This window comes from Brevibacillus invocatus (assembly GCF_003710915.1).
GTDB lineage: Bacteria > Bacillota > Bacilli > Brevibacillales > Brevibacillaceae > Brevibacillus > Brevibacillus invocatus.
In genome coordinates this window covers 67231-81271 of sequence record NZ_RHHR01000003.1, presented here as the reverse complement: position 1 = coordinate 81271, position 14041 = coordinate 67231, and the positions used below count along the sequence as shown (strand labels likewise).

16 protein-coding genes are annotated in these 14041 nt (G+C 50.0%); 13 read left to right on the top strand and 3 right to left on the bottom strand.

From position 1 onward, the window contains the following. The first annotated feature begins 1 nt into the window (after position 1). The 6 genes from EDM52_RS01235 to EDM52_RS01210 all read left to right on the top strand — a co-directional run bounded on the left by EDM52_RS01235 (position 2) and on the right by EDM52_RS01210 (position 4414). Positions 2-769 carry a 16S rRNA (uracil(1498)-N(3))-methyltransferase gene (locus tag EDM52_RS01235; protein WP_122907211.1) on the top strand — a complete coding sequence of 256 codons (768 nt, stop codon included), beginning with the start codon at positions 2-4 and terminating at the stop codon, positions 767-769. An 18-nt stretch (positions 770-787) separates the two neighbouring features. Further along, the gene (mtaB, locus tag EDM52_RS01230) at positions 788-2146 is read left to right on the top strand and encodes a tRNA (N(6)-L-threonylcarbamoyladenosine(37)-C(2))-methylthiotransferase MtaB (protein WP_122907210.1); all 1359 of its coding nucleotides are present in this window, start codon (positions 788-790) and stop codon (positions 2144-2146) included. Beyond that, positions 2143-2571, top strand: coding sequence for an NUDIX hydrolase (locus EDM52_RS01225; RefSeq protein WP_122907209.1), 429 nt, complete (start codon positions 2143-2145; stop codon positions 2569-2571). Before mtaB ends, EDM52_RS01225 begins: the two co-directional genes overlap by 4 nt. A gap of 3 nt (positions 2572-2574) precedes the next feature. Further along, positions 2575-3240 carry a deoxyribose-phosphate aldolase gene (gene deoC, locus EDM52_RS01220; protein ID WP_122907208.1) on the top strand — a complete coding sequence of 222 codons (666 nt, stop codon included), beginning with the start codon at positions 2575-2577 and terminating at the stop codon, positions 3238-3240. A gap of 111 nt (positions 3241-3351) precedes the next feature. After that, on the top strand, positions 3352-3756 hold the full coding sequence (locus EDM52_RS01215) for a CidA/LrgA family protein (RefSeq protein WP_122907207.1): 405 nt from the start codon (positions 3352-3354) through the stop codon (positions 3754-3756). Beyond that, entirely contained in the window at positions 3749-4414 is a 666-nt protein-coding gene (locus tag EDM52_RS01210; protein ID WP_122907206.1) for an LrgB family protein, read from the top strand. The genes EDM52_RS01215 and EDM52_RS01210 overlap by 8 nt, the downstream gene beginning before the upstream one ends. A gap of 9 nt (positions 4415-4423) precedes the next feature. Here the strand turns inward: EDM52_RS01210 and EDM52_RS01205 are convergent, their stop codons facing one another. After that, complete coding sequence (locus EDM52_RS01205; protein ID WP_122907351.1) at positions 4424-5365, bottom strand: Na/Pi cotransporter family protein; 942 nt, start codon at positions 5363-5365, stop codon at positions 4424-4426. Between the two features lie 108 nt (positions 5366-5473). Between EDM52_RS01205 and EDM52_RS01200 the strand changes: the two genes are divergently transcribed. Beyond that, a complete protein-coding gene (locus EDM52_RS01200; RefSeq protein ID WP_122907205.1) occupies positions 5474-6769 on the top strand; it encodes a class I SAM-dependent rRNA methyltransferase in 1296 nt (431 codons plus the stop codon). A gap of 86 nt (positions 6770-6855) precedes the next feature. Here the strand turns inward: EDM52_RS01200 and EDM52_RS01195 are convergent, their stop codons facing one another. Beyond that, complete coding sequence (locus EDM52_RS01195) at positions 6856-7356, bottom strand: hypothetical protein (protein ID WP_122907204.1); 501 nt, start codon at positions 7354-7356, stop codon at positions 6856-6858. Positions 7357-7572: 216 nt separating this feature from the next. On the opposite strand from EDM52_RS01195, the gene EDM52_RS01190 reads away from it, so the two are divergent. Next, a complete protein-coding gene (locus tag EDM52_RS01190; protein WP_122907203.1) occupies positions 7573-8691 on the top strand; it encodes a D-alanine--D-alanine ligase in 1119 nt (372 codons plus the stop codon). Between the two features lie 117 nt (positions 8692-8808). Here EDM52_RS01190 and EDM52_RS01185 read toward each other — a convergent pair whose 3' ends face one another. Further along, complete coding sequence (locus EDM52_RS01185; RefSeq protein WP_122907202.1) at positions 8809-10188, bottom strand: UDP-N-acetylmuramoyl-tripeptide--D-alanyl-D-alanine ligase; 1380 nt, start codon at positions 10186-10188, stop codon at positions 8809-8811. A gap of 231 nt (positions 10189-10419) precedes the next feature. On the opposite strand from EDM52_RS01185, the gene EDM52_RS01180 reads away from it, so the two are divergent. From EDM52_RS01180 to floA, 5 genes are all read left to right on the top strand, one after another. Further along, complete coding sequence (locus tag EDM52_RS01180; RefSeq protein WP_122907201.1) at positions 10420-10743, top strand: histidine triad nucleotide-binding protein; 324 nt, start codon at positions 10420-10422, stop codon at positions 10741-10743. Between the two features lie 113 nt (positions 10744-10856). Beyond that, positions 10857-11030 (top strand): 30S ribosomal protein S21, encoded by a 174-nt coding sequence (rpsU, locus tag EDM52_RS01175; protein ID WP_007727630.1) that lies wholly within the window; start codon positions 10857-10859, stop codon positions 11028-11030. A gap of 17 nt (positions 11031-11047) precedes the next feature. Beyond that, positions 11048-11494, top strand: coding sequence for a GatB/YqeY domain-containing protein (locus EDM52_RS01170; protein ID WP_122907200.1), 447 nt, complete (start codon positions 11048-11050; stop codon positions 11492-11494). A gap of 184 nt (positions 11495-11678) precedes the next feature. Next, positions 11679-13022 carry an NfeD family protein gene (locus EDM52_RS01165; RefSeq protein ID WP_122907199.1) on the top strand — a complete coding sequence of 448 codons (1344 nt, stop codon included), beginning with the start codon at positions 11679-11681 and terminating at the stop codon, positions 13020-13022. A gap of 6 nt (positions 13023-13028) precedes the next feature. Continuing rightward, positions 13029-14033 (top strand): flotillin-like protein FloA, encoded by a 1005-nt coding sequence (gene floA, locus EDM52_RS01160; RefSeq protein ID WP_122907198.1) that lies wholly within the window; start codon positions 13029-13031, stop codon positions 14031-14033. Positions 14034-14041: the final 8 nt, after the last annotated feature.

Below are 14041 nucleotides of genomic sequence, written 5' to 3'. Positions count from 1 at the left end.
GATGCAACGATATTTTGTCGAGCCAGATCTCTTTTCTGAAGACGAGATTTCGATAGTAGGCGACGATGTACACCATATCGTAAATGTCATGCGTGCGAAAGAAGGCGAGGAAATCCTTGTCTCGAATGGCGCCGGACGAACAGCTTTGGCCAAGCTAGTCATGCTGTCCTCCAAGGAAGTAAAGGCACAGGTGCTGGAGCTTTTGGATGAACAATGTGAGCTGCCAATCCGGATTACGATTGGACAAGGGTTGCCAAAGGGCGAGAAGATGGAGTGGATCTTGCAAAAGGGGACGGAACTTGGGGCGTACTCCTTTTTTCCGTTTTCATCTGAACGCACTATCGTCAAGCTGGACGCTAAAAAAGAAGCAAAAAAATTAGAACGCTGGCGCAAGATCGTAAAAGAAGCAGCCGAACAGTCCCATCGGGCTGTATTGCCTGAAATTCTTCCACCTGTCTCGTTTCGCGAGGCTTTGAAAGCATCCAATGCGTATACGCGCTGTGCGATTGCCTATGAAAAAGAAGGCGGCACTACGCTGCATCAGGTGCTGGATGAATTGCAGGGAGACGATACACTGCTCGTACTGATTGGACCAGAAGGTGGCTTTTCTCCAGAGGAAGTAGGAATTGCGGAGTCGAACGGGTTCTTGCCGATCTCACTCGGACCGCGCATCCTGCGTACAGAAACAGCGAGTCAGTATGTGCTGGCTTGCGCTTCCTACCAGTTCGAACGAAAACATGCAGCTGCTGGCACTGGTGGAGAAGCGTAGAAGAAAGGAGGAATAGCAATGTCTACCGTTGCTTTTCATACATTGGGTTGTAAAGTGAACAGCTATGAAACAGAAGCAATTTGGCAGCTGTTCAAGGCAGACGGCTATGAGCGAGTTGACTTTGAACAGGATGAAGCCGATGTTTACGTCATCAATACATGTACCGTAACCAATACAGGGGATAAAAAAAGCCGCCAAGTGATTCGCCGTGCGATTCGCCGTAATCCAGATGCAATCGTAGCCGTGACAGGGTGCTATGCGCAAACCTCTCCGAGTGAGATCGCTCAAATTCCAGGCGTGGACATCATTGTCGGTACACAAGGGCGAGAAAAACTGATTGAATACGTGGATCAAATTCGCCTCGAGCGTACACCGATCAATGCGGTCGGAAACATCATGAAAGCGCGCGATTTCGAGGAGCTGGATGTACCTAATTTTACAGATCGTACGCGCGCTTCTCTCAAAATTCAAGAGGGCTGCAACAACTTCTGCACCTTCTGCATCATTCCCTGGGCGCGCGGCCTGATGCGCTCCCGCCAACCGGAGAGTGTGGTAGAGCAAGCCAAAAAGCTGGTAGAAGCCGGCTATCTGGAAATCGTTCTGACCGGAATCCATACAGGAGGCTACGGGGAAGACCTGGAGGATTACAATCTTGCCAAGCTGCTGCTGGACTTGCATCAGGTAGAAGGATTGAAACGAATCCGGATCAGCTCGATCGAAGCCAGCCAAATCACGGATGAAGTGATTCAGGTAATCAATGATTCCGACCGTGTTGTGCGACATCTGCATGTGCCGCTGCAAGCCGGACATGATGAAGTCTTGAAACGGATGCGCCGCAAGTACACGACGGCTGAATTCTATGAAAGAATGGTCAAGGTCCGCGAAGCACTTCCGGGTGTGGCATTGACGACCGATGTGATCGTGGGCTTCCCGGGAGAGACTGAAGAGCAGTTTGAACAGGGCTACGCCTTCATGCAGAAGATCGGTTTTGCCGAGATGCACGTATTCCCTTATTCGATGCGCACGGGTACTCCGGCAGCTCGGATGACGGATCAAGTTCCAGAGGAAATCAAACACGAGCGCGTGGCGAAACTGCTGGAACTGAACAAAGAGCTGCAAATGGCCTACTCCCAACAATTTGTCGGCGATGTACTGGAAGTGATCCCTGAGCGCCCATTCAAGGATGCACCGGACAGCGGGCTCTTGATGGGGTATTCGGATAACTATCTGAATGTCGTGTTTGCAGGAGACGAAAGCATGATCGGGAAAATCTGCAAAGTACGCCTGGATGGGCCTGGAACTGATTATTGTCAGGGAACATTCGTTCGTGTGTTGGAGCAGGAGCAGTTACCCCTTTTAAAGGAGCGAGCCATATGACGGAGATCTCGGCAGGAGGCGTCGTTTACCGCCAACAAGACGGAGAATACATGCTTCTCTTGATCGAAGACCGATATGGCAAGGTAACGTTGGCAAAAGGCAAGCAGGAATTGGGCGAGACCATCCAGGAAACGGCATTGCGCGAAGTGCTGGAAGAGACCGGAGTGGCCGGACGCCTGGGAGACAAGCTGGATACGATCTACTACGAATATACCCAAGCAGCGACAGGAGAGGTCGTGAACAAAGAAGTTCACTACTATCTGGTCGAAGCGTACAACACAGAGATCACCGTTCAGCTGGAAGAGATCAACGATGTTCATTGGCATTCAGCCAGTGAAGCGTGGTCCCTGCAGCAGGAACGCGGATACCGGAACAACGACAGCATCTTACGTCTGGCGTTTGAACATTTAGGGATTGAGGTGTAAATCATGAATATGAATGCCTATATTGACCATACCCTTCTGAAGCCGGAAGCGACTGAAACGATGATCGACAAGCTGTGTGAAGAAGCCAAAGCGCACGATTTTGCCTCTGTATGCGTGAACCCGTACTGGGTGGCACGTTCTGCGAAGCTTTTGAGTGGAACCAATGTGAAAGTATGTACCGTGATCGGTTTTCCTCTTGGAGCCAATACTTCTGCTGTAAAAGCAGCTGAAACTCGTGACGCGATTGCCAATGGTGCTACAGAAGTGGACATGGTTCTCAACGTGGGCGCACTCAAATCCGGAGATCTGGATCTGGTGCGTTCCGACGTGGCTGCTGTCAAACAGGCAGCTGGCGATGTTCTGCTCAAAGTGATTCTGGAGACAGGACTTTTGACAGACGAGGAAAAAGAGATTGCCTGCAAATTGTGCGTGGAAGCAGGTGCGGATTACGTCAAAACCTCTACCGGCTTTGGGCCAGGTGGAGCTACTGTAGCGGATATTGCTTTGATGCGAAAAGCGGTAGGAGAAGGCCTCGGAGTCAAAGCTTCCGGTGGCGTCCGTGATCGTGAAACAGCATTGGCGATGATTGAAGCAGGCGCTACACGTATCGGTACCAGCTCGGGGATTTCCATTGTGTCTGGTCATGCACCTACAGGCAGCGGATATTAGCAAGAAAGAGAGGAAGCCTGACCCAGTAGTTGGTCGGGCTTCTTCCGTTTCCTTTATGGACAAATAGAGACAGACCTATTCAAAACCGTAATGAGGAGAGAGGGAATAGAGATGAAAATCGTCAATGGCATACTGATCCTGCTCGTTTTTTACGGAGCAGGAACGTTGGCGAACAAATGGCTCCACATTCCATTGCCAGGAAATCTGTTGGGCATGCTGCTGCTCACACTTGCCCTATGCAAGGGTTGGATTCGAATGGATTGGGTGGAGAAAGCGAGCGGCTTTTTGATCCGGCATATGATGCTGTTTTTTGTCCCGATCATTGCAGGTGTCGCTTCCTATATGGGTCTGATTTCGCAGGATCCGTGGCCGATCCTGGTCTCGCTTGTCGTAGGCCCGTTTTTGGTGATGATCGTGTCGGGACGAGTCGTCCAATGGTATGTAAACAGACAGCAGGATCAGCGGGATCAAGCAAAACCAAATTTGCCACAGGAGGGGAGATCATTCGATGCTTAACGAACTTTTCGCCATCCTGGTAATTGTGGTAGGCTATGTGGTGGCAACCTTGATTGCGGCGCGTTACCCTCGTTTTCAGCCGTTAATCGTAGCTGTAGTGCTCGTCTGGTTTGCATGGTGGCTGCTGAGCAACGACTGGGAGGTCTTTTCGGCGGGAGGATCTTGGATTTCATTCTGGCTAGGTCCTGCAACCGTTGCGTTGGCAGTACCGTTGGCGAAACAGATAAAAGAGTTCGCTCACATCTGGCGTGGTGTCTTGTTGGGTGTAGCAGCAGGCTGTGCAGTATCCATCCTTTCTGTACTCATCATTCATGCCAGCTTCGGATATGACAAGACGATGGTCCATAGCATGCTAAGCAAATCCGTCACCACACCAATCGCGTTGGAGCTGGCTCACTCCATTGGCGGAATTCCAGCATTGGCAGCTTTGTTTACAGCGTTGACAGGCTTTATCGGAACCATTTTTGCCCGTCCTGTGCTAGCCTGGGCGAAAATAACAGACGACAGGGCGATCGGCATCGCAGTAGGGACGAGCGCTCATGCCATCGGTACGGCCAGTCTGAACCGGATTTCCCAGATGCAGACAGCGGCCTCTACCGTAGCCATGATCGTTGCTGGTGTCGTGACGTCCCTATTTCTCATTCCGTTTTCCTTTTGATCAAACCGATTAGCCTCGCACCTTTTTATCCGGAATCAGCCATTGAATGAATCGGGCAATCTGATCCGTAAAAGGCAGGGCGACAAGGGAGCAGATGAGATTGAAGATCGTCTGGGAATGGGCGATCTGCATCGATACGTTATCTGTTAGGAAGGCGCTGACGAGGGCAAGCTGGGAAAGAAAAGGCAAAAAGACAAGCGCTCCCGCAACATTGAACAAGGTATGGCACCAGGCGACCTGCTTGGAAGCGGTATTTGTACCGATGCTGGCAATAACGGCAGTGAAGCAGGTTCCAATATTGGCTCCAAGCACGATAGCCAAGGCCGTTTCCATCGACATCATCTGATGGCTCATCAACCCCATCGTGATGACAGTCGTCGCTGAGCCGCTGTGAATCAAGGCGGTGAAGACCATGCCGGTAATCAGGCCGATCCAGATGGAATGGCGGCTTTCTGAAAAGAGCGAGCGGAACGTCTCAGATTGTTCCAAAGGCGCTGCCATCACTTTTAATGTGTCGATACCTAGAAAAATCAACCCGAATCCGGCGACAACCAATCCAAGACATCGTGGAGTTCGTCGTGGCATCAGCCAGAGAGCGACACCGATGAGCAGCATGGGCACTGCGAAGGATTCGAGCTTGAGGGCAATCAGCTCAGTGGTTACCGTAGTGCCCAGATTGGTTCCGAGAATGATTCCTACCGTTTGGGAAAAAGGAATCATTCCAGCATTCGTCAAGCCAATCGTCAGCACGGTTACGGCGCTGGAGCTTTGCAGGATAAAGGTCGTGATCAAGCCCATCCAGAAGCTGTGTACAGGGGTGCGAGTGACCCGGTACATCCATTGCTCCATTTTTTTACCCGCCAGGTTTTGAAAGCCTGAACGCATCGCAAACATGCCGAACAGAAAAAAACTGAGCCCGATCGTAAACGGGGCGAGGATGGAAAACAACAGGATTCCTCCTTCCAGCGAGAGGTGCACGAAGCTGGGGGATGGGGATAAAGCAAACTATTATACGCTATGCTTGTACGAAGACAGGCATGACTAGGAGGACTCAATATAGTGACACGAGTACAATTACATAAGCATCGGAAGAAGAGGCTGGAGGCAGGCCACCCATGGATTTATCAGTCAGAAGTCGCCCAGGTTGAAGGGGATGCAGTACCTGGAGAGATTGTCGAGGTCGTCAATCATCAGGGGCATTTTCTTGCACAAGGCTACATCAACCCGGCCTCACAAATGATCGTACGCATCATGAGCTACGATCCCAAGGAAAAAATAGATTATGACTTTTTCCTGCGTAAAATCCGCGAGGCAGCAGCGTTTAGAACCCGTTTTGTCGATAACCCGAAAGCGTGCCGGGTGCTTTACGGAGAAGCGGATTTTCTGCCTGGTTTGATCGTGGATCGCTACAACGACATCTTGGTTGCTCAAGTGCTTTCACTTGGTATGGAACAGCGTCTGGACTGGATTCGTGATGCGCTGGTCGAGGTGTTTTCCCCACAGGGCATTTATTTGCGCAATGATGTGCCTGTACGCCAACTGGAAGGGCTTGAGCAAGGCAAGGGAGTACTTTACGGAGAATGTCCGCGAGAAGTGACGATTGAGGAAAACGGATTGAAGTACATCGTGGACATCATCGAAGGACAAAAAACAGGCTTTTTCTACGATCAGCGGGAAAATCGCGCTTCGATCCAGCCGTTGATGAAGGGCTGGGGGGAAAAGCACGGGATTACCCTGCAAACGGTGGAGGTCGAGAATGAAAATAAACTCGTGCCTGTAGACAAACGAGGAAAAGTAATCAAAAATCCATTTTGGGACGGTGCCGAAGTGCTGGAGTGCTTTACGCATACGGGCTCGTTTACTTTAAACGCCTGCAAGCACGGTGCCAAAAAGGTCACAGCATTGGATATATCTGAACATGCGATTGAAACCGCCAAGCGCAACATTACCTTAAACGGTTTTTTGCATCGCGTCGATTTTGTGGTAGCCAACGCTTTCGATTATTTGCGTGAACAGGTGGAGGCTGAACGATCCTGGGATGTCGTCATTCTGGATCCTCCGGCATTTGCCAAATCTCGCGGCGCAGTCAAAGGGGCATGCAGAGGCTACAAGGATATTAATCTGAACGGCATGAAGCTTGTCCGGTCAGGAGGCTATTTAGTTACAGCATCCTGCTCGTACCACATGTCGCCTGATCTGTTCCTGGAGACGATCCAGGAGGCGGCGGTAGATGCGAAAAAGATCCTCCGCCTGATCGAATGGCGCGGCGCTGGCAAAGATCATCCGCAAATCAGTGGAGCTGATGAAGGGCACTACTTGAAGTTTGCTATTTTTGAAGTGAGGAACCGGCGCTAGTCTTTCAGTGGACAAGCGCTCCATACATGAAGAAGGGGCAATCCTGCAGACTGCAACGGGATCGTCCCTCACTTGCTTTTGTGCAATTAGCTACCTGCACTGAACTGCTTGTCACTCATGACGCGACGAACGAGTTCCAGTGCCTTTTTGAATCCCAACTCCTGACCGAGAAAAACCTGGCTCTCTGCCGGCGTGGAGGCATGCATCTGAGACAAGGTATACAGCTCGTGGGAGAGTAGATGCTCGATCAAGTACACCTGTATTTGGCCAATCTCTCTTTCACTTTTTCGGTCGCGTTCCTGATACTTTTGTCTGGCTTTGCTCTCTTCCACGTACTTGTCGATGTCGTCTTCCAGAAAGTGTTCCGCGGTACAAATGATCTCCCTGTACTCATCGGTCTGGGAGGGGATGGAGCGGATGCTGTGACCGAGGTGAGATAACAAAAATTTGTTGAGGACGATGCTGTTTCCCGTATAATGGTTATGCAGCAAGGAATACTCACCCTGAAATTCTCCGCTTTCCTTATCAAAGCCATGCAGGAGAGTATAGGTAGAGCAATACGTACAAAACAGCAGATAGTCTCTCATGGAATTCCCTCCATGAAGGAAAGATTTAATGGCAGGATATGCCAAGGTCAGCGAAGTCGTGATTCTTGTGTACCTTGTATTTACAGAATGGTTTGTGTATGCTGAAATGTGGATTCAACCAGGCATAGAGCCAGTTGCTGGGTTATTGCATAGAATGATAAAGAACGATACGGGTTAGGCTCTCTGACAGCACAGAGAGGAAAGGGGCAAAACAAAATGGGTAGAGAGAAAATTCGTCTCGGTATTATCTACGGAGGAAAATCCTCGGAACACGAGGTTTCACTGCGCACAGCCTTGTCCATCATGAAAGCGGTGGACATGGATAAATACGACATTACACCAATCTATGTATCGTTGGATGGTGCCTGGATCAAGGGAGATGCCATGAGTGGCTTGCTGCCTGAATCCATTGCTTCCCTGCGGTTGACGAACGGGGAGAACGATGCTGAACAGATGAGCACAGGACTTGTCCGTTCGTCGCGGGCAGCCTCTCCTTTCTCGATTGGGCAGCAAGTGGATGTATTCTTTCCGGTCGTCCACGGTCCAAATGGTGAAGACGGAACCATTCAGGGATTGCTGGAGCTGTCCAATCTCCCCTATGTAGGGACAGGCGTAATGGCATCTGCTGTCGGAATGGATAAATGGATGATGAAGACGGTCTTTGCCCAAGCGGGATTGCCTCAGGTCCGCTATGTGGGGCTGCTGCGCTCACAGTGGGAAAAGAACCGCGATGCAACGATGGACCGAATCGAGCAGGAGCTAGGATACCCCTGCTTCGTCAAGCCCGTAAATATGGGTTCTAGCGTCGGGATCAGCAAGGCAAAAAATCGATCCGAGCTTGAAGAGGCGCTGAATATTGCAGCCAAATTTGACCGGAGAATGATTGTTGAGCAATTTGTCAAAGCAAGGGAACTGGAAATTGGTGTGTTGGGCAATGAAGAGACCATCACATCGGTAGTCGGTGAGATTGTGGCAGCCAAGGAATTCTACGACTACGAAGCCAAGTACAAAGGTGCGGGGACAGAGTTGTCGATTCCGGCGAAGGTGCCACAGCATGTGTCAGAGCAAATCGCCGAAATTGCCAAAAAAGCGTTTCAGGCTTTGGACGGTTCCGGGTTGTCGCGGGTTGACTTCTTCTGGGATGAAGAACACGATAAGCTGTACATTAATGAAGTGAACACAATGCCAGGATTTACACCATACAGCATGTATCCGATGTTGTTCCAGGCTGCCGGCATCAGCTACAGCGAGTTGATTGACCGACTGGTTCAGCTTGCCCTTGAGCGCCACGCTGACAAGCAGCGCAACGTGGTCGATGCTGAGTCACTGGATTAACGTTCCTATGTATAATAGAAAAAGCCGCTTCTCCGATCATGGGAAGCGGCTTTTTTCTGTGAAAAACAGTTCGATATCTTTACATGAAATGAAAGTGGGTCTGACCGCTTTGTATGCTTATGCGTGTTCCAGATCTGGTAGGATCGTCCACAGCTCCATACCGCGAGAGGCCTTGAGCAGAAAAGCGTGCTTTGCATCACGCAGGGGAAGCAATGCCTGTGTGGCTTCCGCTTTGGTCGCAAAATGAAGCTTTTCCCCGTCGTACGTTTCTGAAATAAATCGGGAGTGATCGCCGATCGTCACGAGCAGCTCGAAATGCTCGCGCAGCTGATTCGCATACGCTCCTACCTGTCTGTGCAAATCGTCGCTCTCCAGTCCCAACTCGAACATGTCTCCTAAGACCAGCACTTTTTTGCGTTCGGGAAAGAGTTCAGCAAACGTACCGATCGCCGCCTCCATCGATGTCGGACTGGCGTTGTACGCATCGCTCACATAGAGCGCACCGTGGGCAGACTGTATTTTTTCAAAGCGCATGGCTGACAGCTTTACAGAAGCAAGGGCCTCAACGATCTGGTCATTCGTCATTCCGAGTCTTTTGGCAATCGCAACCGCAGGCAAGGCGTTCAGGACACTGTGCTTGCCAAAGAGCGGCAGAAAAGCAGGAAAATGCTCGCCAGACGCAAAGCATACCTCAAAACGCATCCCGTCTTCGAATGGTTCTATCTGGTCAGCCCAAATATCTGCTTCCTGAGTGACGGAGTAGTACAGAATCTCGCCTGCATACAAGTGGGAAACCTTGTGCAAATACTCCGAGTCGCCGTTCAATAGCACCAGGCCATCTGAAGCCGTATGGGGAAGAAGCTCGGCTTTAGCTAGGGCAATCTTCTCTTTCGTGCCAAAAAACTCGATGTGCGATTCGCCTATGTACGTAATGACGCTGATTTCCGGCTTTACTAGTGAAGCGAGCAGGTCAATTTCTCCAGCATGGTTCATCCCCAGCTCCAGCACGACTGCTTGATGCTCGGGTTCGACCTGCAGCAAAGAATAAGGAACGCCAATGTGGTTGTTATGATTTTTGTACGTTTTATAGATGGAATATTGACTCTCCAGGATGTGCGCCACGATGTCTTTGGTCGTGGTTTTGCCGATGCTTCCCGTGATGGCGATGTGCGTGGCGGAGAAATCTTTTCGATAGGCAGCAGCCAACTTCTGAAATGCCCGCAAGGTGTCGTTGACGAGAATAAGCGCAAAATCCTCTGGTAGTTGCGACGGTATTTTATCTTGATCAGAGATCAACGCTGCCGCTGCTCCTTTTTCCACTGCCTGCAAGAGAAAATCGTGCCCGTCTCTGGCGCCGCTCTGGATCGCAACAAACAAAGCGCCGGGTGCCAGCTGGCGGGTATCAAAATGTACGGAGGTGATCGCCGACTCCGGATTTCCCTTGAGCAGCAGTCCTTCCGCATGAATGGCGGCTTGTTGCAGTGCGATTGGTTTCATGTCCACAAACTCCTTTATCGTGATATCCGTTGGTCTTTTACGGGAATTGGGGATGATGTTCGGTCCAAACCTCGAGGTCATGCTATCACGCACTACTCGATGTCGCAAGGAAAAAATGCCGGACGCGGGGATTGATTCGCTATGCTTGGTTCGCTATCATGGTACTATTATCAATTTATACATACGAGCAGATCGCATAGCGGATGAATGTTCGAAAGGAGTTTTTCAGTCATGGAAAAAAGTATTTTTACCCGGATCATGGAAAAAGAAATTCCGGCACGTGTAGAGTATGAGGACGATCAGGTTATCGTCATTCACGATATTTCGCCAAAGGCTCCCGTCCATCTGTTGATCATTCCGCGCAAACCGATTCCTACTCTGATGGACGTGACAGATGAGGATCTGCCGTTGATCGGCCATATCCATCAGGTTGCCCAAAAGCTGGCACAAAAACTGGAATTGAAGGGATTCCGCCTCGTGAACAATTGCGGAAAAGAAGGCGGTCAGGAAGTGTTCCATATTCACTATCATTTTTTGGCGGGATTTCAAGAATAAAATGAACTAAAGGTTGACCTTCTTTGGTCAGATATCCTATAATGAAGTGTGACAGTCTGTTCGTTCGATTCGATTCAGGCGTCCCACGGTTTTAGCGGAGGGAGGGAAGACAAATGGCAGAAATTCGAGTCAAGAAAAACGAGTCTTTGGATAGCGCACTTCGCCGCTTTAAGCGTGAAAGCGCAAAATCTGGGGTGATGGCAGAACTGCGTAAACGTCGTCACTTTGAGAAGCCTAGCATTAAACGCAAGAAAAAATCCGAAGCTGCTCGCAAGCGCAAGTTTTAATTGACGGAGGGCCCATCATGAGTGTAATGGAGCGACTCGATCAAGATATGAAGCAAGCAATGAAAGACAGAGCTGCTCTAAAACTCTCTGTTATTCGCATGGTGAAAGCCGCGTTAAAGAACGAAGAGATAAACAAAGGCAGAACTTTGTCTGACGATGAAGTGCTGACCATCTTGACTCGTGAGTTAAAACAACGCCGTGAATCCCTCCACGAATTTGAGAAGGCAGCCCGTGAGGAACTTGCCTCGAAAGCGCGCGAAGAGATCGATGTGCTCTCCGCTTACTTACCCGTTCAGCTTAGCGAAGATGAGATTCGTGAAATCGTTCGTGAAGCGATTGCCTCTACCCATGCCAGCTCTAAGAAAGAGATGGGCAAAGTGATGGGTGCAATCATGCCCAAAGTAAAAGGCAGAGCAGACGGGAACCTCGTGCAGAAGATTGTATCTGAGGAATTACCTAATTAAATGAGTAACACCCTCATATAGATACGCAGAAAAACTCAGCCGGATATCGGTTGAGTTTTTCTTTGTATTCTACGATTCCATTTTTCCTGGTACTTCCGGCAAAAAAATGAAACGAATGTCGAACTTCTCCGTATACCATAGTAACCATTCGTGGGAAGCTGATAGTGGAAAGGAGGTTTATGGGATGAGTGCAACCCGCTCAGCGATGAGTCGCGTGCGCTTGCTAGTGTCGCTTCTTTGTCTGCTCGCATCGATGATACTTCTGCTATTTCCCCCGGTAACGACGGCTCAGACCTACCAAAAAGCGGTCTGGATCCCTGTCGAGAAGGAAATCGAACAGGGTCTTGAGAGCTTTTTACGCAGAGCATTCACAGAGGCAGAAGCACAGCAAGCTGATCTGATTATTCTGGATATCAATACACCGGGCGGGAAGATTGATGCTGCTGGAGCCATTGGTGAGCTCATTCGCCAATCGCCGATACACGTAGTCGCGTATATTGACAATCAGGCGTTTTCAGCAGGTACTTATATCGCATTGAATGCGAATGAGATCGTGATGACTCCTGGTAGCAGCATGGGAGCAGCTACTCCTATCGACATGGCAGGAAATGCTGCAGAAATCAAATTGATCTCAGGGTGGTCAAACCAGATGAAGGCGGCTGCGAAGCTGAATGATCGAAACCCTGATGTCGCTCGTGCAATGGTGGAAATAGACACGGAGTTTCCTGGTTTGAAGCCAAAGGGAACAGTCCTGTCTCTCGATGCAGAGCGAGCGAAGGAGGTTGGGTATGCCGACCGCTTGGTGAGCGGTAAAGATGAGCTGCTCAAACAATATGGCATCTTTGCAGACACGATGCAGACGATTGAACCGACGATCGGAGAAAATATCGCTCGTTGGGTAACCAGTCCGGTTGTGATGAGCATGCTTTTGATCATCGGGTTGGGGGGAATCGTAGTCGAACTGTTTGCACCAGGCTTTGGTGTAGCAGGGACGATTTCGATCTTTGCTTTCAGTCTTTATTTCTTCGGACATTACGTGGCAGGCTTTGCCAACTGGCTGCACATCGGATTGTTTCTTTTCGGTATTTTGCTCATGATCCTCGAAATTTTCCTTCCCGGAGGAATCGTTGGCGCGATAGGCTTTATCAGTATAGTAAGTGGTCTCGTCATGGCCGCCTACGATACAGAGCAAGGACTGGCCTCCTTGGGAATTGCCGTACTGATTACGGCGGTCATTACCTTTATCCTGATCAAGAAATACGGGTTTAAAGGCCTGATAAACCGTTTTATCCTGAGTGATGAACAGCGCAACGAACAAGGATACGTAGCGCCCAAAGACCAACGTAATCTTGTAGGTAAAAAAGGAATTGCGCTTACACCGTTCCGCCCGGCGGGTGTTGCCAAGATCGAGGGAATGCGAGTCGATGCTGTTTCCGCAGGAGGATTTATTCAGGCCGGTGTACAAATAGTGGTAGTACAGGTAGAAGGCACTCGCGTTGTAGTGCAGGAAGAAGAACAGAAGGAGTAGATGCTCATGTTAGACGGCGGATTGATTCCCCTCATATTTATGGTCGCGGTAGCGATCGTCGTACTTTCCATATTTTTTTCGTTTGTTCCAGTCATGCTCTGGATTTCGGCACTCGCTTCGGGTGTGCGGATCGGGATCATTACCCTCGTGGCGATGCGCCTGCGTCGTGTTGTACCGTCCCGGATCGTGAATCCGTTGATCAAAGCGCGTAAAGCGGGCTTGGAGCTCGATACGAACCAACTGGAAAGCCATTATCTAGCAGGCGGTAACGTAGACCGAGTCGTCGACGCGCTGGTTGCGGCACAGCGTGCAGATATTCCATTGGGCTTTGAACGTGCAGCAGCGATCGACCTGGCTGGACGTGACGTGCTGGAAGCAGTACAGATGAGCGTTAACCCGAAAGTGATTGAAACCCCAATCGTCGCAGCCATGGCGAAAGACGGTATCGAATTGCGCACAAGAGCGAAAGTGACCGTGCGTGCCAATATTGACCGTCTGGTCGGGGGTGCTGGTGAAGAAACCATCATTGCTCGTGTAGGTGAGGGAATCGTCTCGACGATCGGTTCTTCGGATAGTCACAAAGCGGTTTTGGAAAATCCCGATATGATTTCTAAAACAGTATTGAACAAAGGTCTTGATGCTGGTACTGCCTTCGAAATTCTCTCGATTGATATTGCGGACGTAGATGTAGGCAAAAACATCGGTGCTGAGCTTCAGACCGACCAAGCCGAAGCAGACAAACAGATTGCCCAGGCAAAAGCAGAAGAGCGTCGTGCAATGGCGGTAGCGACAGAGCAAGAGATGATTGCTCGCGTACAAGAGATGAAAGCGAAGGTTGTGGAAGCAGAAGCGCAGGTTCCACTTGCACTCGCAGAAGCACTGAAATCTGGCAAACTGGGCGTTATGGATTACTACAATATGCAAAACATAGCAGCTGATACACAAATGCGTCAATCGTTTGGATTGCCGGGCGAAAAGCAAAAAACTGAGTCCACAGACGGCCAGGATTAAGGTAACCT